Origin of the sequence: Rhodococcus sp. D-46 (assembly GCF_011290655.1) — a bacterium.
GTDB lineage: Bacteria > Actinomycetota > Actinomycetes > Mycobacteriales > Mycobacteriaceae > Rhodococcus_F > Rhodococcus_F qingshengii.
Genome location: NZ_JAANTF010000008.1, coordinates 266718 through 289848, shown reverse-complemented (window position 1 = coordinate 289848; position 23131 = coordinate 266718). Strand labels below are relative to the sequence as shown.

The following is a 23131-nucleotide window of genomic DNA, read 5'->3' as shown; positions in this document are numbered from 1 at the left end:
TCATTATCGACAACAGCGGGCGGGCCTACTGCACTGCAGAGGCACTACCCGAGAACTGGCTCTCGGGCCTCGGCAAACCGAAATGATCACGAAGGGTCGTACCCGAGTATTCGGTCCGGAAAAGACCGCGATCCTGCAGGATCGGGACCACACGCTCGGTGAAGATCTCGAGCCCACCCGGGTAGTACGGCGGCATGACGTTGAAGCCGTCAGCAGCACCGCTGGTGAACCATTCCTCGATCGTGTCAGCCACCTGCTCGGCGGTTCCGGCAAACACCCGGTGTCCGCGCGCACCCGCCAAACGATGAAGCAGTCCCCGAACCGTCGGACGCTCACGCTCGACGATGCCGGCGATCACCTGCAATCTACTTTGCTTGTTGTCGGTGACATCACCTGCCGCCGCGAACAATTCGACGGGAACCGGTGCATCCAGTTCCAGATTCCGAACATCGGTCCCGGTGAGTGCACCGAGTTGCGCGAGCCCGTACTCCGGCGAAGTCAACTCGTTGAATTCTCGCTCGAGCGCCTTGGCTTGTTCCTCGGTGTCACCGATGAACGGGCTGATTCCCGGCAGAATCTTGACATGATCGGGGTTGCGCCCGAACTGCGCAGCCCTCGACTTGATGTCGGTGTAGAACGCCTGCGCATCGGAAAGTCTCTGGTGCGCTGTGAAAATCGCCTCCGCATACTGACCGGCAAACGCGCGACCGTCGTTGGACGCACCGGCCTGCACCAGCACCGGGTATCCCTGCGGAGTTCGCGGTGCGTTGAACGGTCCCCGCACCCGCAGATGCCGGCCGACGTAGTTGATCTCGTGAATCTTGTTTCTGTCCGCGTAGATTCCGTTCTCCCGGTCCAGACTGATCGCGTCGTCCTCCCAGCTGTCCCACAACCGCACCACCGCGTCGACGAATTCCCGTGCGCGCGAATACCGGTCCCCGTGATCCGGGTGCTTGGCCAGCCCGAAGTTGGCTGCCGCCAGATCCGTACCCGTGGTGACGATGTTCCACCCCGCGCGTCCGTTCGAGATGTGGTCGAGCGAGGCGAACAGCCGAGCCAGGTTGTACGGCTCGTAGTACGTGGTCGACGCCGTCGCGATCAATCCGATTCGCTCGGTCGCCACTGCAATGGCCGTCAACAAGGTGATCGGCTCCAATGTCCCTGCGGGACCGTGCTCGACGTCGCTGCGCAACGCGGGACCGTCGGCGAAGAAGATTCCGTCGAACTTCGCCGCCTCAGCAGTGCGAGCGATCTCCTGGAAATACGTGACGTCGAACAGACGTTCCGGGGTTGTCCACGGATGACGCCACGCCGCTTCGTGATGACCGGCGGGGTGGATGAACGCGTTGAGGCTCAGTTGGCGCGGAGAATCAGACATGCCTGAATGCTGGCAACTGCCGCCGCAGTCCGACAGGGTTAGGGTTCGCGTGATTCCAACTCAGGGTGGGCAGGTCGGTATCGTCACATGGGTGAGCCGCGTAGTTGTAGCCGAGTTCGTACCGTCCGGAGCGACAGCAACTGTTCTTCATCAGTGGTGTGAGGTGTTCGCCGAAGGCCAACGTCACCTGTCCGGGACTGCGCCGACAGCGACTGCGCTGATGGAAATGATCGAGGCCGAAGACAATTCGGCCGATGTACGGCGTTGGATTGCACGCGACGCCGGCACCGACGAGGTCCTCGGCATCGCCCAGGCACGACGCAACTCGGCCGAAGCCGATCTCGCAGAGTTTCGGATGTACGTGACACCCCACGCGCAGCGACGAGGGGTAGGACGAGCGCTTGCCGAACTCGTCGAAGTCGACATCGCCGGGTTCGGCGTGCGAAGAATCAGAGTGACGGCGCTCGTCGGAAGCGCAGCCGAGCATTTCCTGCGATCGTTCGACGGTCACCGCGTGTTGCTTCGGTTGGCCAACCAGGTTCAGCACCTCAGTGCTCCCACCGCACACAGCACCCGCCCCGGCTATCGAATCGTCAGTTGGCGCAACCGAACCCCGGACGAGCTGGTCCACTCCTTCTCGGAGGCATTGAACCGACTCCTCGACGCGCCGGGCGCCGAACTGCAGATACCCGAACGTAATTGGGGAGCCGACGAGGTCAGATCGTGGGAACAGAAGATGACGGGTGGCTCTCAAGTACTCCTGGTGTGCTGCGCGGTCGACGACAGCGTCGGCGAAGTAGCCGCAGCAACAGTGGTGACGGTGGACGAACATGACAGCACCCACGCATCGCAGCACGACACCGTGGTACTTCCCCAGCACCGCGGGCACGGTCTCGCTCAGTGGGTCAAGGAGCAACAAGCGACTGTATTGGCAGCTGAATTTCCCTCCCTGCGAAAGATTTACACAACGGTGAACGCGGAGAATCACCCGATGCTGACCGTCAATCGGAGCCTCGGATACCAGACCGTCGCGGAGCGGATCCTGGTGGAAATCAGGAGAGCCGAGAGTGCGCCGCACAAGCCTCGGTGACGATCTTCCTCCACAGGAGCGGGTGAGACTGCCAGAAGTTGTGCGCGACACCGTCGACTACCTCGAAACTACCGTTAGGCACGAGCTCGGCCAGTTGCTGCAACGGCCACGACGGGCGAATGTCGTCGGCCGCCGCGAGAAATGTCATGGGCACCGGTGAGTCGGCCAACTGCCGAAACAGCTGTGGTTCATGGATCCATTCGATGAACGATTCTTGAAGCGATTGCCAGACAACAGGTTCCCAAGGTATCTGCGGGTCCGGCTCGATTCCCGCTTCGTACTGCTTCGACCATGTCCGGTCCTTGTGGAGGCCGTGCCCCGCGATGCCGACGACGCCGGACACCGATTCCGGACAGTCGAGTGCGTACCGCACCGCCAAGTCGGATCCCCACGAGTGCCCCAGCACGACCCAGCTGTCGATCTCGAACGTGCGGCGGACGAGTTCGAGGTCCGCAACGGCCTGCGCCATCGTATGAGCGCCGCCACCGGACCGGCCGACTCCGCGTGGCTCAGGGCACCACGCGCGCATTCCTTCCGGAACCAGCTCGTCGTGAGCAAGATAGTGAACGCATCCCGGGCCGCCGGAGAGAACCAGAACGTCCGCCCCTGCCCCACAGACATCGACGTGAAGACGTACGCCGTCCGTGTCGACCACGTGCCGGGATTCCATGAGGAAAAAGCCTAACGCTTACGCGGGTATCCAGCCGCCGAGACGACAAATGCCGCCTCCATGAGCATCCACCCACCTACCTGCACCGAGAGGTCTCGCTCGGGCACGCTCGACGAGCGCACGGTTCCGGCGGCGAAGGTGGCGATGTCGCCGGACAGACTCGGCAACTGAGCATCCTTGGTCCAGTCGTGCCCGAACAGCGGCAGACCTTCGATCTGCAGTCTGTTGTTCCAGGCCGCTTCCGCGGAGGACAGAACGATCTGCGCTGCGAGTTCGCGCGCTCGCAGGTCCTCGTGAGTCTCCCAGGACAGGTTCACCACCACGAACGCGAGGTAGCGAGCCAGGATTGCGTTGAACAGTCCGCCGTCGCCTCCGCCACCGCCCGTGATGACTCCGTACTCGGTCATGCCGTCGTACACGGCGTCGACGAGTTTGTGGACTCGCTCGCGGTGACGCGGTTCGCCCAATCGTGTCGACAACTCGGTTTCCAACCCCAGCGTGACGCCCTGACAGTACGAATAGATCGCGCGCTCGAGGGTGCCGTCGCGGCGGATACCGTCGAAGATCAGTCCGGAGTCCGGATCCCGCAGTGTCTCGTCGATCCAGTCGGCCGTTGCCTGCGCACGCCAGAGTTTTCCGGTGCGCGCCAGCATGATTCCGGCGGGTCCGTTTGCCGGTGTGTTGTAGAAATCGGAGCCTTTGCACCACGGAATACCGCCGCCGTCGGCCGGGGACCACGAATCGAAGAGTTGCGATTCGAGCGCCTGAACCGCGGTTCGGTGATCGACCGAGAACATGCGTTGCGCACGTTCGAGCGAGAGGCCCAGCCACGCCATGTCGTCGTAGTAGTTGTTGGTCCACGCCGAGACGTTGCGGACCCGCACACTGCGGGCAACCTTCGCGACCCGGCGACGACGCTTGGGGGTCGGGTCACGTTCGAGTGCGTCGATCGCAGTATCGAGCAGGTGCGCTTGCCACCAGTAGTGCCACGGCTTGAACATCCGCTCGCGTCGAACAGCAGGCCAGGCAACCACGCCGAGTGCTGTCCGGGGCATTCCCCACAGGCGCCGAAGGTGACGACTGACTATCGCGCCCTCAGCCGCATCGGCCCGCTCTGCCCACACTTCCTGCATAACTACCTATCCTGTCTGGTCGAGGCGCTACACGCTAGCCGGAATTCGCGAGCGAGATCAGCGGGAATCGGCGAGATCGGCATGCTCACGTACCCACGCGTGCATCGCGATGCCGGCCGCGACACCGGCGTTGATGCTGCGAGTCGAACCGAATTGTGCGATCGAGACCGTCATGGACGCAACCTCTTTCGCATGATCGGTCACTCCGGGGCCTTCTTGACCGAACAGCAGGATGCACTCCCGCGGCAGGCTTGCCGTTTCCAGCGGCACCGACCCCGGGGTGTTGTCGACGGCCACGATCGTGAGTGAATTCTCACGGGCGTACTCGACGAGTTCGCCGATGTCTGCATGGTGAACGATGTGTTGGTATCGATCGGTCACCATGGCGCCCCGCCGATTCCAGCGCCGACGCCCCACGATGTGGACCGCGGCCGCGGCAAACGCGTTGGCCGTGCGGACCACCGTGCCGATGTTGGCGTCGTGCGCGAAGTTCTCGATGGCGACATGCATCGTGTGACGGCGCGAGTCGATGTCCTCGACGATCGCTTCCCGCGTCCAGTACCGATACTCGTCCAAGACGTTTCGACGATCACCCTCGGCCAGAAGTACCGGGTCGTAGCGCTCGTCGGTCGGCGGTTCCGTGTCGTGCTCCTCGGCCCAGGGTCCGACGCCGTTGGGATTCTCGCCCCACTCGGTGGGTCCCGGTTCACCGGCTCCGCCGGACACGTCGTCGGCTGCGACTTCGGACATCAGAACACCTCGTTGGAATCTGCAGCCACGGTGAAGCCGTGCGTGGTCTGATCGTTGACACACGAGACGTCTGTCGCGGTGGTCGTACAGGTGAAACCCAGTTTGCTCAGCGGTTGACCGGCCGCCAACACCGGATCGGCGTCGGGGCCGCCAGAGGTGTACACCTCTCCGCCCGAACACATGAAAGCACCCTCACCCTCGTCGGTGACGCGAATACCGTTGCCCCAGTTGACCATGCAGCTCTCCGGCCGCGGCGGAACGGGAGTGGTCGTTCCCTCGCACCCGGCTTCGATTCTGGTGGGCAACTTGATGATGCCGCACTGGAAGTTTCCGTCGGGAGTGGTGAAGTAGTACGACTCGTTGCGCTCGAACTGCACGTCCGTGAGTGTCGTCGTCGGTGGCAGCGTCGTGGTCGGTGGTTCGGTGGTCGTGGGGACGACGGGCGCGACGGTGGTGGTTGTCGTCGGCACTGCGGTAGTGGTGGACGAACTGGGCTGCGCCGCTACGGTCGGCGCTGAATCCGCCTCCCCGCCGCACCCTGCGAGCACTAGCGCCGACCCGACGCCCAACAAGACGAACCCCACCCGAACACGAACCACCCGACTACCTCCACACACGTCATCTTGGCCCAGCAACAGCCGACAGTGCACTCTATCGTGTGGTCGACTAAGTGCTGGTGACGCGCTTGTTCATCAGCCGTGAGAGCCACGCGGGCGAGAACCGCGACGCGCTGAGGAAGAGCTTCGCCTGAGTTCCGACCGGGTAGTGAACCTTGTGCATCCGTCCGGCGCCGCGTGTGGCCGCCCACAGTTCCTGCGCGACGTCGGTTGCAGTCAGCTTGATACCCAACGATCTGGTGGCTCCGGTGTCCATTCCAGTGACCATCGCGGTCTGGACGAACAACGGCCAGAGCGCGAGAACACGGATGTCGTGCTGTGCCCATTCCAGATCGAGCGCCTCGGTCAGGCCGCGGATCGCGAATTTGGTTGCACCGTACGTCGCCAGTTCGGGCTGGCCGTAGATCGCCGAAGCGGAGCACAGATTGACCACCTGGGCGCCGACGGTATCGCGGAGGTACGGGAAAGCCGTGTGCGTGCCGTTGAGGGTGCCGGTGATGTTGATGTCGACCATTCGGCGATGCGCCGCAAGAGAAATATCCTCGAACCGTCCCGAGGAGAGCACGCCCGCATTGTTGATCAGGATGTCCAGACGCCCGGACTCCCCGGCAAAATCGGCCAGACACTGCGCCCATCCGGCCGGATCGGTGACGTCCAGGACATCCGTCACGACGCTCCCACCGAAACCGTCGATCTCGGCCTTCAAGGAGGCAAGGCCGGCGTCGTCGATGTCGAACGCGCCGACGCGGTATCCGTTGCGCGCGAACAACAGCGACGTCTCCCGCCCGATTCCAGCCGCAGCACCGGTGATGAAGACGTTCGGTTCGCTCATCCGGTCAGGCTATCCTGGATGTGGAGGAAATCTGATGAATCACCGTCGCGTCGTACACACCGTGTGTTTCATCGCGGTGGGGTATCTGATCGTGCTCGCCGTGTGGCTCGGATGGCTGGTCGAGCACACCCCACCTGGCACGCTGCCCTATCAGATCGGCGGGTTGCTCGCCGCTTTCGGCTCGGTTCTCGGATTCGGAATGGCATGGGCCAACCGCCCGACCCGCGCCGAGCGCAAACTCGAAAAGCACGGCCTCGCAGGGTGGGCACGAATCGACACCGTCACACCCCTGCGCCGAACCGTCGACGGCGAATTGGCCAAGCTCGCACTCCACCTCACGGTTCCAGGTTCCGATTCGTACTCGGGCCGGATCGAGTACGAGATCCGACCCGAGTACAAAGACAAGATCACTCCCGGATCCACGGTCACCGTCATGGTGGACCCGAAGAACCGAGACCGAATCATGCTGTGCCCGTGAAGGACTAGACGCTCTTCTTGCGTCCCAGCGCCAACATGCCCTCCACCAGCATCAGCTGCGCTCCCGCGTACGACGCCAGGATCACTCCCTCGGCAGCAGCGCGGCCGGCAGTCCCGCGGATGAACAGACGACGCACCACGATCAGTCCGTCCGATGCGGTGAAGAGCACTCCGCCCAATCCTAGCCAGGAGCGTCGATCCTTGTTCGGGACGACCACGTCGAGCACGGCGTTGGACTGCGGTGCCAGAGCGGGGTCCGCCGACAACGTCGAGGTGGTTCCCAACATCAATCCATATCCGGTGAGCGGCGTCGACACGCTCGGGGCCTTGGCACGGAGCAGTCCGGACGCCGTCGACCAACCGCTGATGCGGGGCCGCAGGGCAGCGCGGGTCGGCCGAGCGCCGCGGCGCAGCAGGAGCGCCGAGTAACTGGCCTGCATCACCGCGAACGAGGACGCACCCTTGATCAGACGAGCATCGTTGTCCGGGTCGATCATGAACACGTCGCCGACAGTTGCAGCGGCGAGACCGGCCAGAAGCAGTGCGGTATCGGCAGTTTCCGTCTCCGAGCGCTTGCGCAGCACTCGGGCGGCCAGAGCGGGTGCGATCAACGGCTTCGCGATCTGCTGAACCCGCTCGTTACCGACTACTGCCCCGACCACTGTCGCTGCCGTCGCCGCCGCAAAAACTGCGTGCTCGATGCCCCACTTGCCCGCCATCACAATCCTCCTGTTGGTTACACGTCCAACAGCGACCGTACTGGGTCACTCAGGCGGCATCGCCGGATTTGACGTCCGCGCCGTAGACATCGACGTATTCCTGCCCCGACTGGTCACAGAGCACTGCCATCAATTCGTCCGTCGCCGCACGCACGACGGCCTGGTAGCCACGAAGTTCGCGGTACCGAGAGAAGTCGATCGGCTCCCCTACCGTGATCCGGACCTTGCTGAAGCGCCACATCCGCGTACCCGGCGGGTTGACTGCGTCGCCGCCGTGTACGACGACGGGAATGACCGGCGCCCCGGTTTCCAAGGCAACTCGAATCGCTCCGGTCTTTCCCTTGTACAGGCAACCGTCGGGTGATCGTGTTCCCTCGGGGTAGATCCCCCAGACACCACCCTTGTCTAGAATCCCGATGGCCGTGTCCAACGCCGCACGGGAGGCGTCGGCGCCGCTACGGTCGATCGGCACCTGACCGGCCCCACCGAAGAACCAGCGCTGCATCGCGCCCTTCACACCGGTCCCGGTGAAATATTCACTCTTCGCGACGAAGGTGATGCGTCGGCGCACCATGAGAACCAGGAAGAACGAGTCGACGACTGCCCGATGGTTGCCGGCGAGAATCACCGGCCCCTTCTTGGGGATGTGGTGCTGACCCTCGATCGTCGGCCGCCCGAACAGCCAGAGGACCGGGCCGATCAGGACGTATTTGAACAGCCAATAGAGCACAGGGCATCACCTTTTCCGTCTAGTAGACAGTGTCTACGACGAGAATAGTAGACACTGTCTTCCATGACTGTCAGCAGCCTTCGCGAAACACTCGTCGCCACCGGCGTCGAGATTCTCGATGCCGACGGCGCCACAGAACTGACGCTACGGGAGATAGCGCGTCGGGCGGGCGTGTCGCACGGCGCCCCGCGGAGATACTTTCCGACCCACAACAGCCTGCTAGCCGCAATTGCCTCACACGGCCTGCGCGATCTCGCCGACAGGCTCGATCCCGTCCTCGCCGGCAAACAACCCGCTCGTAGCCGATTGATCTCGGCAGCAATCGAATACGTGTCGTTCGCCCAGGAGCGACCGGCGATGTTCGAGTTGATGTTTCGCCACGACCTCCTCGAGGGCGCAGGCAGCAACCTCCGAGAGTCTTCTCTCCCACTCTTCGCCGCCCTGCAATCCCTGACCGAAGAGGCCGACGCCTCCGATCCCACCACATCTGCGTTGAACATCTGGACCGGAACCCACGGCATCGCAGTGCTGGCGGCAAATCGAAGCCTCACACTCGTCGCACCCGACCTCGATGTGCCGTCGCTGGTAGCCACCGCCGTGACGGACCACCTTCCACGGACTCGTTGATTTACATAGTTAACCTATGCAATAATATTCTTCGTGACAGACGAAGAACAGCAACTGCACGAACTACTCGTCGACCTCGTGAGCAATACGCACCGCTTCGCGAAGCTGGCAGGCTCCTTCGCGTCCGATCAGTACCCACGCGCCTGGCTGCGCGCACTCTCGTTACTCGAGGAATACGGCGAAATGCGGATCAGCGACTTCGCTCGACTCGACAGAAGCTCGCAGCCCTCTGCCACTGCACTACTACGCAAACTCGGCGAGAACGGTTACGTCGAACGCCGCGCCGACCCCGAAGACGCCCGGGCAGTTCGAGTGGCCATGACGGACAAGGGCCGAAAGATCTTGAACGACGGTCGAAACGAGATCGCCGACGCTCTAGTCCCCCACTTCGTCGAACTCGGGCCCGAGCAGATCAAGAAACTGGCCGACGGATTGGCCGAATTGCGGTCCATCATCAAGACTTCCGATCCCAGCTGAAACACCCACCACTGAAAAAGGAGGTGGCCGTGAGCAACACGACCGCGACATCAACGCACCAGAACGAGGCTCCGCCGAGCCTCCTGAAACAACCGAAAGCGGTGTGGGCGGTAGCCTTTGCCAGCGTCATCGCCTTCATGGGCATCGGATTGGTCGATCCGATCCTCAAACCGATCGGCGAACAACTCGACGCCACACCGTCGCAGGTTTCGCTGCTGTTCACCAGCTACATGCTCGTCACCGGCGTGGCCATGCTCATCACCGGTGTGGTGTCCAGCCGCATCGGCGCCAAGAAAACACTTCTTGCAGGCCTTGCCATCATCATCGTGTTCGCTTCTCTGGCAGGCGCTTCCAGCACCATCGGCCAGATCGTCGGATTCCGTGCGGGCTGGGGACTCGGCAATGCACTGTTCATCGCAACGGCGCTCGCGGCAATCGTCGGCGCGGCCAGCGGCGGCGTGGCACGGGCGATCATCCTGTACGAGGCTGCATTGGGCATCGGTATCGCAGTCGGACCGCTGGTCGGCGGAGTTCTCGGTGACATCAGCTGGCGCGCACCGTTCTTCGGCGTCGCAGCCCTGATGGCGGTCGCCTTCATTCTCATCGTGGTGATGCTTCCGAGCGCACCCAAGCCCGAACACCACACGTCCATCGCTGCGCCCTTCCAGGCGTTGCGGCACCGCGGGCTACTCACCGTTGCCATCACCGCGCTGCTCTACAACTACGGATTCTTCACGCTGCTCGCGTACACGCCGTTCCCCCTCGACATGGGGGCGTACCCGATCGGATTCATCTTCTTCGGTTGGGGCCTGATGCTGGCGATCTCGTCGGTTTTCCTCGCCCCTCGCCTGCAACGACGCTTCGGCACCCTGCCGATGATGATGCTGGCACTGACCCTGTTCGCACTCGACCTGGGCATGATGGCGCTCTTCACCGAGAACAAGATCGTCTTGATCGTCGGTGTCGTCCTCGCCGGTTTGTTCCTCGGCGTGAACAACACACTCATCACCGAAACCGTCATGATCTCAGCTCCCGTGGAGCGGTCGACCGCCTCGGCTGCTTACAGCTTCGTCCGATTCGTCGGCGGCGCCGCTGCTCCGTGGGTAGCCGGCAAGCTCGGCGAATCCAACGTCCACATGCCGTTCTGGGTCGGCGCGGTGCTCACCCTCGCCGCCGTATTCGTCCTGTCGAGCGGACGTAAGGTTCTCGCTCACGTCGACGACCACGATCCCGCGCCGCACAGCGTCGACGAAGCACTCGCCGTCACCGTAGGCGACTGACCCCTGTGAGTGGTTGAGGAGTGCAGGGACTCCTCAACCACTCACGGGGCGTCAGCTCAGGTTCAGATCTTCCAGGCCCAGCAGCGAGCGGTACTCGACGCCCTCGGCACCGATCACCGCATCCGCACCCGTCGCGCGATCGACGACCGTAGCGACTCCGACCACGGTGGCCCCTGCCTCGCGCAGGGCCTTCACTGCTGTCAACGGCGAATTGCCCGTCGTGGTCGTGTCCTCGACAACCAGGACACGCTTGCCGACGATGTCCGGGCCCTCGATCTGGCGCTGCATCCCGTGGGCCTTCGCGGCCTTGCGGACGACAAACGCATCGATCGGTCGGCCGGGAGCGTGCATCACCGCCATGGCAACCGGGTCGGCGCCCATCGTCAAACCGCCGACGGCGTCGAAATCCCAGTCCGCGACCAGTTCACGCAGCAGCGAGCCGATCAGCGGCGCTGCCTTGTGGTGAAGTGTCGCGCGGCGAAGGTCGACGTAGTAATCGGCTTCCTTGCCCGAGGACAACGTCACCTTTCCGTGTACAACAGCCAATTCGCGCACCAGCGCAGCCAAATCCTCACGATCGCTCATGAGTGCTCAGCCTACCGACCACTGCCTTGTGTTCGGCTTCTGCCTCTGGGCTACGTCCGGCTTCCGCCTCTGGGCTACGTCCGGCTTCCGCCTCTGGGCTACGTCCGCCCGCGGCCTCGTCCGACGATGTTGGTCAGCCGGCGAACCAGCCCCTTGGGAACGAGACGCCCGGCCGTCGTGAGGACCTTGTACTGGAATCCCGGAATACTGATGACCTTGTCGTCACCGAGATCCTTCATCGACGCCGCAACCACCTGGTCGACGCTCAGCCACATCGGCTTGGGGATCGTGGACATCTCGATGCCCGCGCGCTCGTGGAACTCGGTGCGAATGAAGCCCGGGCACAGCGCCTGCACGCGCACTCCCGTCCCGGCCAACCCGCCGGACAGCCCTTCGGTGAACGAGATGACATAGGCCTTGCTTGCCGAATACGTCGAACCCCGCCCGGACAGCAGGCCCGCGACGCTCGCCACGTTGACAATCGTTCCGTGCGCCGACGCGATCATGCTGGGCAGCGCCGCACGGGTCAGCCGCATCACGGCGGTGACGTTGACGTCGAGTTGAGACTGAAGAAGCGCCGGATCGGCGGTCCAGAACTCGCCGGAGGTACCGAATCCGGCGTTGTTCACCAACACCTCGACGCCCTTCTCCAAACGAAGCGCGACCGTGTCGCGTCCGGCCTCCGATGCGAGATCGGCAACCAGAATCTCCGACTCGGTGCCGAACATCGTCTTCAACTCGGACGCGAGGTCGTGCAATCTGACCTCGTCACGTGCGACGAGAACCAGGTCGTATCCGAGGGAGGCGTATTTCTTGGCGAAACCGGCGCCGAGACCAGAGGTGGGTCCGGTCACCAGGGCAACGGGACGCACAGGGCGATCCGAGTGGGAAGTCGACATACCGGCCACGCTAGTGGTTATCGCGCCTGGACGGGAACCTTAAAGGTCAGTCGACCGGGCGAATTGTGCCCGAGCGCTGCGACGCCGGGCGCTGAGCCGGCTTGTCAGCCGCCTCGGGCTTGCGCAGCGATTGATCCGGACGTGGCGCAGATTCCCGCGGTGCGGGCTCACGCGGTGCGGACTCACGCGGGGCAAATTCACGCGGCGGAGCGTCACGGGGCGGCTGCTCTTGACGCGAACGGGGCTGTTCTACCGGATCCGGAGTTGGGCGAGACTTCTCGGCGCCCGGCCGCGGGCGGCTCGGATCGTGATCGACCTCGAGTTCGTTGGGATCGGTGACGGGAGGCAGGACATGCAGAATGCCGGACAGGCGCGCAACCGACTCGATTGCCGCGTCCCAGTCCCGGCCGTTACTGGTCACCGGAAGCGAACCGAGCGTCCACTGCCCTTCGCTCCACAGCATGCTGATCGACGGCGGAACCGATTCGGTGAACGCCACCATGCGCTGATCACAGACACGACGTGCGATCTCGAGATCGGTCGCGAAGACGACTCGTGAACCGATCGCACCCAACAGGTTCAGGTCGCCGTCCTTGGGCGGAGCCGTCGACTTCAACCGAAGATCGATGTCGACGTCCGACCCGATCTCGCGGCGAACAGCCACGATGGTTGCGGTCTCCTCCAGGTCGAACAGCACGAACTGCTCTCCGCGACGGCGGCCGCGGACGACGTCGGTAGCAGTGAGGTAGTCCTGCTTGGCCATGACCGCGCGGTGCCATTCGCCTGCCAGCTGATCGTCAGTGGCCGTGTACGTGTAACCCTGCGCCTTGGCCCAGATCTGACGCACTCGCCCGGATTGATCTCGCCTCGTCCTGTCGACGTACAGAAGCGCACCCGCGCCTGCGAGTGCAATTGCTGCCAGTCCGAACCACATTCCAGTCATCACCCTCCAGGGTAGCGACTCGCGGCCTCAACCTCCCGCGACACCCTGGTGGACTCGCCCGATGTGTCGTGAACGACTCAGTTGCCGAACTTCGGCAGCGACGTACTCAGAATCGTGTTGGCGGTCATCGTGCCGTTCTCCACCGGCGTTCCGTCCACGACGATGTTGTCTCCCGGTTGCAGATCGGCGATGGTGGCGCGGTTGAGCGCGATGAGCGTGGTGTCCGCGGTGGTCAGAATCGTCACCTGCGAACCCCCGATCGAATCGATGACCAACGTGCCGCCGTCGTTCGACTTCACGGTGCCGACGGCTCCCCCGGCGTCACCGATGACTTCGCCGAGCCCGCCTGGAAGCTGGCTGAGCGGAGAATCCGTCGTCGGAGTCGGCGCCGTGGTGCTGGCCTTCGGCGGTGTCGTGGTCGGCGCCTGCGTCGTGGTGGTCGGGGGAACGAAAGCGGTCTGGGTGCCCTTGTCGTTCGAGCCGAACGCCGAGAACGCGATGATCGCGATCACGGCGACCAGGATCCCGACCACACCGGCGGCCACCCACGTCGCGAGCTTGCGCTTCTTACCGCCGCCCGACGATCCATCGTCGATGAACGGCTGTTCCGGCGGAACTCCACCGCCACCACCGGCAACCGGATACTGCTGTGTATTTCCGTACTGCTGCGTGTTCCCGTACTGATCCGGGTTCCCGTACTGCTGAGCGGTGTACGGCGGATAGGCCTGCGTCGCACCAGGCGGCGGCGCCTGCGGATCGAACTGCGGGTTGTAGGCAGGGAACGCCTGAGTGGGATTCGGCTGCTGCCCCTGCTGCCCCAAGTACTCCGTGTTCTGATCCGGTCCGCCGTAGGGATACTGCTGTGCCCCCGGATACTGCTGTGCCCCCGGCTGCTGACCGAAAAACTCCGTCGGCTGGTTCGGATTCTGGCCGGACACCGTCCCGTACTGCTCCGTCGGCTGGTCGGGCGTACGCCCCCACACCTCGGTCGCCTCGGGATCCTCACGGCGCGGCCCACCCGAGTTACGCGGATCGTTCTGATCGGTCATGCCTGGCTCACCTTCGGTTGGGACGAAAGAGCGTCGAAGTCGTTCGGAGAGGCGCGGGTGCACTCGTCCCCGGTTCGAGCATCCAGCCATCCAGGGTAGAACAAAATGCGAATGCCCCGCCGATCCAAGTGGATCGACGGGGCATTCCGCTTACGGAATCAGGAGAGAACCAACTGATCCGCGTCCTCGCTGACACCGACGTGCACGGTGTCGCCGTCCTGGACCTTGCCGGCCAGGAGCAGCTTGGCGAGCTGGTCGCCGATCGACTGCTGAACGAGTCGACGCAATGGCCGAGCGCCGTACAGCGGGTCGTAGCCGCGCACTGCGAGCCACATCCGAGCCGCACCGTTCACCTCGAGGGTGAGACGACGCGCAGCCAGACGCTTCTGCAACTGCTCGAGCTGGATGTCCACGATGTGCTCCAACTGCTCCTCGGAGAGCGAGTCGAAGATGACCACGTCGTCGAGACGGTTGATGAACTCCGGCTTGAACGCGTGGCGTACCGCATCCATGACCTGCTCCCGCGTGCCACCGGATCCCAGGTTGGAGGTCAGGATCAAGATGGTGTTGCGGAAGTCCACCGTGCGGCCTTGACCGTCGGTCAGTCGGCCTTCGTCGAGTACTGCGAGCAAGACGTCGAACACGTCGGGGTGTGCCTTCTCGACCTCGTCGAAGAGGACCACCGAGTACGGGCGTCGTCGAACTGCTTCGGTGAGCTGGCCACCGGCTTCGTAGCCGACGTATCCCGGAGGAGCACCGACGAGTCGGGCCACCGAGTGCTTCTCACCGTATTCGCTCATGTCGATGCGGATCATCGCGCGCTCGTCGTCGAAGAGGAAGTCCGCCAAGGCTTTGGCGAGCTCCGTCTTGCCGACGCCGGTCGGGCCGAGGAACAGGAACGAACCGGTGGGCCGATTGGGGTCGGCGACACCTGCTCGGGCGCGGCGAACCGCATCCGAGACGGCGACGACGGCGTCGGTCTGGCCGACGACACGCTTGCCGAGTTCGGACTCCATGCGGAGCAGCTTCTCGGTTTCGCCTTCCATCATCCGGCCGGCGGGGATTCCGGTCCAGGCTGCGACCACGTCTGCGACGTCGTCGGGCCCGACCTCTTCCTTGAGCATCACGTCACCGTCGGAGGCAGCTCCGGAAGCGGCTGCTGCCTCTTCCAGTTCCTTCTCGAGCGCCGGGATACGGCCGTAGCGCAACTCGGCTGCCTTGCCCAGATCGCCGTCACGCTCAGCGCGTTCGGACTCTCCTCGCAGGGTTTCGAGCTGTTCCTTCAGCACGCGCACCGAGTCGATGGCCTGCTTTTCGTTCTGCCAGCGGGTGCTGAGCTGATTGAGCTTTTCGCGGTCGTCCGCGAGTTCCTGACGCAGCTTCTCGAGCCGAGCCTTGGACGCGTCGTCGGTTTCCTTCTCGAGTGCCACTTCTTCGATTTCGAGTCGGCGAACCGTGCGTTCCACCTCGTCGATCTCGACGGGACGCGAGTCGATCTCCATACGAAGTCGCGATGCGGCTTCGTCCACGAGGTCGATGGCCTTGTCCGGCAGGAACCGCGACGTGATGTAGCGGTCCGACAGCGCGGCAGCCGCCACCAACGCGGAGTCGGTGATGCGCACGCCGTGGTGCACCTCGTAGCGCTCCTTGAGGCCGCGCAGGATACCGATGGTGTCCTCGACCGAGGGCTCACCGACGAGCACCTGCTGGAAACGACGCTCGAGTGCTGCGTCCTTCTCGATGTACTTGCGGTACTCCTCGAGTGTGGTCGCACCGACCAGCCGCAGCTCACCACGGGCGAGCATCGGCTTGATCATGTTGCCTGCGTCCATCGCGGATTCACCGGTGGCTCCGGCGCCGACGATGGTGTGCAACTCGTCGATGAAGGTGATGACCTGTCCGGCACTGTTCTTGATGTCGTCGAGGACAGCCTTGAGGCGTTCTTCGAATTCACCGCGGAACTTGGCACCGGCGACCATGGACCCGAGATCCAGGGACACGACGGTCTTGCCTCGCAGCGATTCCGGGACGTCACCCGCGACGATGCGTTGGGCAAGGCCCTCCACGATCGCGGTCTTGCCGACGCCGGGCTCACCGATGAGTACCGGGTTGTTCTTGGTACGACGCGAGAGCACCTGCACGACACGGCGAATCTCGGTGTCGCGACCGATCACCGGGTCGAGCTTGCCGCTACGTGCAGCTTCGGTGAGGTCGGTGGAGTACTTTTCCAGCGCTTGGTAGGTGCCTTCGGGCTCCGGGCTGGTGACGCGAGCGCTACCGCGGACGGTGGTGAAGGCTTCACGCAATGCGTCCTGGGTGGCGCCGTGCCGTACGAGCAACTGTGCGACGTCGGAGTCGCCGCCGGCCAGTCCGTAGAGGACGTGCTCGGTGGAGACGTATTCGTCGTCCATCTCGGTGGCGAGGTGCTGAGCAGCAGTAAGTGCCGCGAGTGCCTCACGCCCGAGTTGCGGGGTGGAGCTTGCGCCGGTTGTCTTGGGTAGGCGATCGACGATTGCCTGTGCTTCACGGTGTACGACCGTGGGGTCGACGCCTACAGCTTTGAGTAGTGGGGCAGCGATGCCGTCGGTCTGGTCGAGCAATGCGACCAGCAGATGGGCAGGCCGGATATCGGGGTTACCCGCCGACGACGCCGACTGCAGTGCAGCCGTCATCGCAGCCTGGGTCTTGGTTGTTGGTGTGAACGAGTCCACTTGTCACCTTTCTGGCGAAGTCGAACGGGAAGAGCCGCGACCGGTTGGTATTGCGACTGTGTCAATATGCTCAACGCGGACAAACTTGAGTCTATTCCGCTCAAGTTTGTTTTCGCCAGGCCGAGTTGGTTTCGTAGGTCACATTTTCAGCCGTACTAGAATTGTGGCGAGAGTTGCAGCTGGTGCGAAAGGGGGATGGATTGGATCCGACAGTGATCGCCCGTCTGCAATCCAGCCTCGATTCTCTGACCGACGACGAAGAGAGCCGTGCGCACTTCTCGGCAGTGTTCTACACCGGCCTCTTTGCGGAACATCCTCTGTACCGCTCATTGTTCCCCGCCGGGATGGAATCGCAGGGCCACCGTTTCTTCAGAGCCATCGAGTTCGTCGTGAAGAATCTGCCCCAGCATCGCCGAATCCGGAAGTTCCTCACCCAACTCGGCCGCGACCACCGTCGCTACGGCGTCGAGCGTGAGCACTACGAGGCCGCCGGCGTCGCTCTGAAGCGTGCGGTTCGGTCGATGTACGGCACGAGCGCGCACAGCCGCTACAAGTGGACGCCGGAGCTGGACGAGGCCTGGTCTCAGTTCACCGACCTCGTCGTCAGCACGATGGCCGACGGCGCCGAATCCGATACGACCCCGGCGCTCTGGGGCGCAACCGTGGTCAGCCACGAACGAGTCCTCGACGATCTGGCGATTGTGCGCCTCGAAGCCGACCCACCCATTCCGTACGGGGCGGGGCAATACGTAGGTGTTCAGATTCCCCAGCGCCCGAAAATGTGGAGGTATTACTCACCGGCGATTCCGACCAACCCTTTCGGTCAGCTCGAGTTCCACATCCGCAAGGTGTCGGGAGGATGGGTCAGCCCCGCGATCGTCAGCGAGACCAACGTCGGTGACCGCTGGGTCATGTCCACTCCCCTCGGCGGTCTCGAGGTCGACTTCACAAGCGACCGTGACGTTCTCATGATCGGGTCCGGCACCGGTATCGCTCCACTGCGGGCACAGGTGATGGAAATGTCTCAACGCGCGCACAACCCGCGCGTGCACCTGTTCGTCGGCGGCCGCTATCCGTGCGATCTCTACGACCTCGAAACCCTCTGGCACATCTCGCTCAGCAACCCGTGGTTGACCGTCGTGCCGGTTTCCGAAGAACCCGAAAACCCTTGGTGGCACAACGGACCGGTGCTCGAACCACCGTTCGGAATGCACAGCCGGCTGATCGGACCGATCGGAAAAGTGGTCGCGCAGTTCGGTTCGTGGGCCGACCGTCAGGTGCAGATCTCGGGGTCACCGTCGATGATCAAGACAACCGTCTACGCCTTGCGTGCCGGCGGAACTCCGCTCGACCAGATCCGGCACGACCCGCTCTACTGACTACAGGAGAACTTTCATGGCCCAGCGAACCTGGTCGAGCACAGTCGTCGAACATCACCGTCTCCGTGAGGATCTGGCGGTTGTTCGTCTTGTCGGCGACGTCGTCCCGTTCCGACCCGGCCAGTACGTCGACGTCAGCGTCCCGCAGAATTCGCGGTTGCTCCGTCGACTCTCCCCCGCACTGCCTCCCTCACACGACGGGAAGTTGGAGTTTCACGTCAAGACGGTTCCCGGCGGTTGGGTCAGCGGTTCGATAGTCAAGGACACCCAGCCTGGTGACGTCTGGCAGATCCTCGACCCGCGCGGCAACCTGTCCGTCGACGAGAACGGCCCCACCGTCATCATGGTCGCGGGCGGAACCGGTTTGGCCCCACTCCGGTCGATCATTCTCGATCTGGCTCAGACCCCGAACCCGCCGCAGGTGTACCTCTTCTTCGGTGGCCGAACGCTTCGTGATCTCTACGCTGCGGACATGCTGTGGCTGCTCGCCGACCAGTTTCCGTGGTTGCAGCCCATTCCTGTCGTCGAAGATCTCTCCGACGGCGGCCCGCCCGACGGATGGTTCGACCGGTTGAACGTCGACATCGGATTCGGCGACGATCATCTCATCGAAGGCACGCTCGCCGACGTCGTCGCGTCGTACGGTGCGTTCACCGAACATCAGGTCCTGGTGTGCGGATCGGCGGCCATGGTTCGGTCGACGCGTGATCGATTGATCGAGGCCGGAACGCCGGCCGAGGTCATTCAGTTCGATCCGTACTGACGGTCAGTACGTCGGGTCGTTGCGAACGGTGTCGACGTCGATGCCCACTGCGCGAAGCCTGAATTTGGTGCTGTTGACCATGGATTCGCTGCCGACGACCTGGATGTCGTAGCCCGCCCAGTCCCCGAACGAGGTCACGACCTTACCGACCTTGCCGACGATGCGCCGCTTCATGCCGATCGGCGGCAGTGGCTCCGCTTCGGTGTGCCACCACGGATTCTCGTCTTCTTCGGAGACCGGGATGATCGTGAGCCACGGGTACTTCTCTGCCAGCTTCCACAGATGCGGAAGGTCGTAGAGATCGCACGGATGCTGTCCGGAGTAGAACAGTTGGACCTTGCGGGTGTTGCCGCGTCGGATCAGCTCGAGTATCTGAGCGCGCAGCGGAGCCACTCCGGTTCCCGACGCGATCATCAAAAGGTCCTTGGAGTTCTCCGGAATCCCCAAGGCGCCGATGGGCGAACCGACCACCCAGGTGTCACCGACAGCGGTCTGGTTCACCATGACCGGGCTGACCCACCCGCCGGTGACCTGGCGGATGTGGAACTCGAGGATTCCGGTCCCGTCGTACGGCGTGGCCGGAGAGAGGTAGCGCCACATCCGTGGCCTCGCGGCGACCTGCACGCTGACGTACTGACCGGCGCGGTACTCCATCGTCTGGTCGAGTTGCAGCCGCACGACGGCGACGCCCTTGATGACCGGGCGGCATTCGATGACCGTGGCACTCCACGCGGGCGGACCGTCTTCCGCGTTGGCGGCATCCATCATCGCCGCCGAGATGATCGCGAGCGCGTTACGCCACGCGCTGTCGACCTCGTCGGTCCACATTTCGGCGCCACCGAAGGTCTCGAGTGCTTCGATCAAGGCATTGCCGACTGCCGTGTAGTGCTCGTCGGTGACGCCGTACTTACGGTGATCGCGGCCGAGCTGTGCGAGGTACTCGAGTATCGCGTCGGACTCGTCGAGGCGTTCGACGACGTGAGCGATAGCGCTGACAAGCCGGTCACGCTGCACATCCATCGCTGCCGGAAAGAACTCCCGGGTTTCGGGCGATCGAGCGAACAGGATCGAATAGAAGGTACGGGCGAGCCGTTCCGGACCATCTTCTACCGCAGCGACGGATTTGAAGCTCGACCGGACCAGAGAGATTGCTTGCGAATCCACGCTCATCCTCGTCCCGACTAGACGCGGCAAGACCCGCCGCGGAATTTCGTCTGCAGCTTATGTCACAAATGTCTGACTCGTAAATCATTCTGGACAAGTGTCACAATGCGACCCCATTTCGCGGTGTGACCGTCCCTTTCTTATTCTTGCGTGCAAGATAAACAAGAGCTTCGACACTCTCGATCGCCGAGCTAACGTTCAGCGAAATCTCAACCAGCCAAACAGGAGTCGTGCCGTGGATTTTGTTCGACAGGACGAATTGCCCACCGATAGCGGGCTTACGTCCCAGATCGCCTCCACTACCCCGACGCTGACCGAGCTTCAACGTCGGGAACTCGAGTGCGTCGAATTTTTCGACTCTCCGGAACTGGGACACCTCCCGACGTCTCGGCGGCGTGAGGCCTTGCGTGAACTTCATCGGACCGGCACCTACACGCACACAGCGGAGGAATTGCTCGTCGGCGCCAAACTCGCGTGGCGAAACCACGCCAGGTGCGTCGGTCGCGCGCATTGGCGGACCCTCAAACTCATCGACGCGCGCGATGCCGTCACGGCTTCCGCTCTCGCCGAAGCATGCTGGGAGCACCTGCGACTGTCGACCAACGGCGGCGCTCTGCAGTCGGTCGTGACGGTCGGGCCACTCCCCCGCGAGGACGGTCAGGAGTACCGAATCCTCAGCCCGCAACTGATCCGCTACGCCGGCTACCGGCAGCCTGACGGCACCATCCTGGGCGACCCGTGGCACGTCGATCTGACGGCTCAGGTCACCGCGATGGGGTGGAAGGGCGCCGGTACGCCGTTCGACGTTCTCCCCGTACTGATTTCGGTTCCCGACGAACCCCTGCAATACTTCGACGTCCCGACCGACCTGGTTCTCGAGGTCGAGATCGAGCACCCCGAATACAGCTGGTTCGCTGATCTGGGGCTTAAATGGCATGCCGTCCCTGCGGTCTCGGACATGAACCTCGACATCGGCGGAATCGTCTACCCCTGCACGCCGTTCAGCGGTTGGTACGTCAGCACCGAGGTAGGCGCACGCAACTTCAGCGACACCGATCGCTACAACATGTTACCCACCATCGGAGCGATGATGGAGCTCGACATGAGCCACGACCGCACGCTCTGGAAGGACCGCGCACTGGTCGAACTGAACCGTGCAGTTATCCACAGCTACCGCAAGGCCGGCGTCATCATGGTCGACCATCACACTGTCGCAAAGCAATTCATCGATCACATCGCGCGTGAGGACAAGGCCGGGCGCAAGTGCCCGACCGACTGGTCATGGGTGAACCCGCCCATGTCCAGCTCGCTCACGCCGACGTTCCACCGCTTGTACGACGAGCCCGATCTCGACATCCGGCCCAATTTCGTGACAAAAAAGAAGAAGGGCACCGACCAAGGCCGGTGCCCCTTCCACAACTGATCGCGCTCAGAAGGGGATCTGCCCCAATCCGACGCCGACCACGAGCATCGTGATCGAGATCAGGCCCGCTCGCCACAGAACCTTCTTGTGGTGATCCGCCAGAGAAACACCGGCGAGTGTGACCAGTAGCAGGATCGCCGGGACCAGCGGGCTCTGCATGTGCACGGCCTGCCCGGTGATCGAGGCGCGCGCCATCTCCACCGGCTCGATGCCGTACTGCGCTGCAGTCTCGGACAGCACCGGCAGCACACCGAAGTAGAACGCGTCGTTGGTCATGAAGAACGTGAGCGGGATACTCAGGACGCCCGTGATGACGGCGAGGTGCGGGCCCATCGCGTCGGGGATGACCTGAAGCAGCCACTCTGCCATCGCCTCGACCATGCCGGTTCCCTGGAAAACGCCGGTCAGCACCGCTGCTGCCAGCACCATCGCGACCACCGAGACGATGCTCGACGAATGGCGTGCGATTGCTTCACCCTGATCCTTGACCGCCGGGAAGTTCACCGCGAGGGCGATCGACGACGCGATCATGAACAGCACCGGGATGGGCAGGATGTCCATCACGAGTACGACGAGAAGGATCGTCGTCAGCGCAGCGTTGAACCAGAGCAATTTCGGCCGCAAGGTGTCTCGCTTGGGGTCGAGGCCGTCGATGAATCGTCCGGTGTCGCCGCCGTCGCCCTCGGAGTCGTTCGAGCCGCCGGTGCCGGCGCTACCGGTGCTGGAACTTCCACCGTTTCCGACCTTTTCGAGGATGCGCTCAGAAGTCAGGACCAAAGTCCCGATCCTGCGGCGCTCCATGATCCCGAGGTGAATCGCGAATCCGAGCACCATGATCAGGCCGACGATCAACGACGGCACCATCGGCACGAACACGTCGGAGGGTGAGAGTCCCAGCGCGCTCGCGGCCCGGACGGTCGGGCCGCCCCACGGAATGATGTTCATCGTCGCGTTGGACAGGCCGGCGATCACCGTCAGAACGACGGGACTGACACCGAGTTTGAGGTAGAGCGGAAGCAGCGCCGAGGTCACGATGATGAAGGTCGTCGAACCGTCTCCGTCCAGCGAGACCACCATCGCGAGCACTGCGGTTCCGACCACGAGCCTCATCGGATCGTCTCGCACCATCCGCAGGATGAGCTTGACCAGCGGATCGAAGAGGCCGACGTCGATCATGATTCCGAAGAAGATGATCGCGAAGAACAACAGCGCCGCGGTGGGTGCGAGCGACTTGATGCCGTCGGTGATCATGTCGCCGATTCCGAGGCCGGCCCCGGCAAGTAGTCCGAAGGCCACCGGAACCAGAGTCAGTCCCACCACCGGGGTCGCGCGTTTGGTGAGAATCAGGAACATGAACACCGCAACCATGAGGAAGCCGAGTGTGACGAGCATGATGAACTCCTTTAGTGCTGAATTGCCGAGAAAAACGGCACGG

The 23131-nt window shown here is 63.4% G+C and carries 23 protein-coding genes; 8 read left to right on the top strand and 15 right to left on the bottom strand.

Features of this window, described 5'->3' with window-relative positions:
• Positions 1-25: 25 nt before the first annotated feature.
• Positions 26-1378: an LLM class flavin-dependent oxidoreductase gene (locus tag G9U53_RS22255; protein WP_063314834.1), complete on the bottom strand. Its 1353-nt coding sequence runs from the start codon at positions 1376-1378 to the stop codon at positions 26-28.
• A gap of 91 nt (positions 1379-1469) precedes the next feature.
• Here G9U53_RS22255 and G9U53_RS22250 point away from each other — a divergent pair, with 91 nt between their 5' ends.
• Positions 1470-2468, top strand: coding sequence for a GNAT family N-acetyltransferase (locus G9U53_RS22250; RefSeq protein ID WP_347570821.1), 999 nt, complete (start codon positions 1470-1472; stop codon positions 2466-2468).
• Here G9U53_RS22250 and G9U53_RS22245 read toward each other — a convergent pair.
• The 5 genes from G9U53_RS22245 to G9U53_RS22225 form a co-directional block, all read right to left on the bottom strand.
• The gene (locus G9U53_RS22245) at positions 2431-3138 is read right to left on the bottom strand and encodes an alpha/beta hydrolase (protein ID WP_165639206.1); all 708 of its coding nucleotides are present in this window, start codon (positions 3136-3138) and stop codon (positions 2431-2433) included. The genes G9U53_RS22250 and G9U53_RS22245 overlap by 38 nt on opposite strands.
• Positions 3139-3149: 11 nt before the next feature.
• A complete protein-coding gene (locus tag G9U53_RS22240) occupies positions 3150-4271 on the bottom strand; it encodes a glycoside hydrolase family 76 protein (RefSeq protein ID WP_003944321.1) in 1122 nt (373 codons plus the stop codon).
• A 57-nt stretch (positions 4272-4328) separates the two neighbouring features.
• Positions 4329-5021, bottom strand: coding sequence for an RNA methyltransferase (locus G9U53_RS22235; RefSeq protein WP_165639205.1), 693 nt, complete (start codon positions 5019-5021; stop codon positions 4329-4331).
• Positions 5021-5620 (bottom strand): DUF6636 domain-containing protein, encoded by a 600-nt coding sequence (locus tag G9U53_RS22230; RefSeq protein ID WP_064074646.1) that lies wholly within the window; start codon positions 5618-5620, stop codon positions 5021-5023. Before G9U53_RS22230 ends, G9U53_RS22235 begins: the two co-directional genes overlap by 1 nt.
• Before the next feature lie 67 nt (positions 5621-5687).
• Positions 5688-6470, bottom strand: a complete 783-nt coding sequence (locus G9U53_RS22225; RefSeq protein ID WP_165639204.1) for an SDR family oxidoreductase — start codon at positions 6468-6470, stop codon at positions 5688-5690.
• A gap of 34 nt (positions 6471-6504) precedes the next feature.
• Here G9U53_RS22225 and G9U53_RS22220 point away from each other — a divergent pair, with 34 nt between their 5' ends.
• On the top strand, positions 6505-6948 hold the full coding sequence (locus tag G9U53_RS22220; protein ID WP_165639203.1) for a hypothetical protein: 444 nt from the start codon (positions 6505-6507) through the stop codon (positions 6946-6948).
• 4 nt (positions 6949-6952) lie between these two features.
• Here G9U53_RS22220 and G9U53_RS22215 read toward each other — a convergent pair whose 3' ends face one another.
• Together G9U53_RS22215 and G9U53_RS22210 are read right to left on the bottom strand one after the other, a co-directional pair.
• Complete coding sequence (locus tag G9U53_RS22215; protein ID WP_003944391.1) at positions 6953-7666, bottom strand: lysoplasmalogenase; 714 nt, start codon at positions 7664-7666, stop codon at positions 6953-6955.
• Between the two features lie 49 nt (positions 7667-7715).
• Positions 7716-8396 carry a lysophospholipid acyltransferase family protein gene (locus G9U53_RS22210; protein WP_003944312.1) on the bottom strand — a complete coding sequence of 227 codons (681 nt, stop codon included), beginning with the start codon at positions 8394-8396 and terminating at the stop codon, positions 7716-7718.
• 63 nt (positions 8397-8459) lie between these two features.
• On the opposite strand from G9U53_RS22210, the gene G9U53_RS22205 reads away from it, so the two are divergent.
• The 3 genes from G9U53_RS22205 to G9U53_RS22195 are packed head-to-tail and all read left to right on the top strand — an operon-like array spanning position 8460 to position 10780.
• Positions 8460-9023, top strand: coding sequence for a TetR/AcrR family transcriptional regulator (locus G9U53_RS22205; RefSeq protein WP_047269489.1), 564 nt, complete (start codon positions 8460-8462; stop codon positions 9021-9023).
• Positions 9024-9056: 33 nt separating this feature from the next.
• Entirely contained in the window at positions 9057-9500 is a 444-nt protein-coding gene (locus tag G9U53_RS22200) for a MarR family transcriptional regulator (protein WP_003944339.1), read from the top strand.
• Between the two features lie 23 nt (positions 9501-9523).
• A complete protein-coding gene (locus G9U53_RS22195; RefSeq protein WP_003944384.1) occupies positions 9524-10780 on the top strand; it encodes an MFS transporter in 1257 nt (418 codons plus the stop codon).
• A gap of 51 nt (positions 10781-10831) precedes the next feature.
• Here G9U53_RS22195 and pyrE read toward each other — a convergent pair whose 3' ends face one another.
• From pyrE to clpB, 5 genes are all read right to left on the bottom strand, one after another.
• Positions 10832-11365 carry an orotate phosphoribosyltransferase gene (gene pyrE, locus G9U53_RS22190; protein WP_003944385.1) on the bottom strand — a complete coding sequence of 178 codons (534 nt, stop codon included), beginning with the start codon at positions 11363-11365 and terminating at the stop codon, positions 10832-10834.
• A gap of 98 nt (positions 11366-11463) precedes the next feature.
• Positions 11464-12264, bottom strand: coding sequence for an SDR family oxidoreductase (locus G9U53_RS22185; RefSeq protein ID WP_037131478.1), 801 nt, complete (start codon positions 12262-12264; stop codon positions 11464-11466).
• 46 nt (positions 12265-12310) lie between these two features.
• The gene (locus G9U53_RS22180) at positions 12311-13198 is read right to left on the bottom strand and encodes a hypothetical protein (RefSeq protein WP_003944407.1); all 888 of its coding nucleotides are present in this window, start codon (positions 13196-13198) and stop codon (positions 12311-12313) included.
• 86 nt (positions 13199-13284) lie between these two features.
• A complete protein-coding gene (locus tag G9U53_RS22175) occupies positions 13285-14256 on the bottom strand; it encodes a hypothetical protein (RefSeq protein ID WP_165639202.1) in 972 nt (323 codons plus the stop codon).
• Positions 14257-14414: 158 nt separating this feature from the next.
• Positions 14415-16967, bottom strand: a complete 2553-nt coding sequence (clpB, locus tag G9U53_RS22170; RefSeq protein WP_007726750.1) for an ATP-dependent chaperone ClpB — start codon at positions 16965-16967, stop codon at positions 14415-14417.
• A 182-nt stretch (positions 16968-17149) separates the two neighbouring features.
• On the opposite strand from clpB, the gene G9U53_RS22165 reads away from it, so the two are divergent.
• Together G9U53_RS22165 and G9U53_RS22160 are read left to right on the top strand one after the other, a co-directional pair.
• The gene (locus G9U53_RS22165; RefSeq protein WP_070160640.1) at positions 17150-18346 is read left to right on the top strand and encodes an FAD-binding oxidoreductase; all 1197 of its coding nucleotides are present in this window, start codon (positions 17150-17152) and stop codon (positions 18344-18346) included.
• A 16-nt stretch (positions 18347-18362) separates the two neighbouring features.
• Entirely contained in the window at positions 18363-19109 is a 747-nt protein-coding gene (locus G9U53_RS22160) for an FAD-binding oxidoreductase (RefSeq protein WP_003944435.1), read from the top strand.
• 3 nt (positions 19110-19112) lie between these two features.
• Here the strand turns inward: G9U53_RS22160 and G9U53_RS22155 are convergent, their stop codons facing one another.
• The gene (locus tag G9U53_RS22155; RefSeq protein ID WP_003944359.1) at positions 19113-20273 is read right to left on the bottom strand and encodes a globin domain-containing protein; all 1161 of its coding nucleotides are present in this window, start codon (positions 20271-20273) and stop codon (positions 19113-19115) included.
• Positions 20274-20508: 235 nt separating this feature from the next.
• Here G9U53_RS22155 and G9U53_RS22150 point away from each other — a divergent pair, with 235 nt between their 5' ends.
• Positions 20509-21696: a nitric oxide synthase oxygenase gene (locus G9U53_RS22150; protein ID WP_042924169.1), complete on the top strand. Its 1188-nt coding sequence runs from the start codon at positions 20509-20511 to the stop codon at positions 21694-21696.
• A 6-nt stretch (positions 21697-21702) separates the two neighbouring features.
• Here G9U53_RS22150 and G9U53_RS22145 read toward each other — a convergent pair whose 3' ends face one another.
• On the bottom strand, positions 21703-23088 hold the full coding sequence (locus G9U53_RS22145) for a citrate:proton symporter (protein WP_165639201.1): 1386 nt from the start codon (positions 23086-23088) through the stop codon (positions 21703-21705).
• Between the last annotated feature and the right edge of the window lie 43 nt (positions 23089-23131).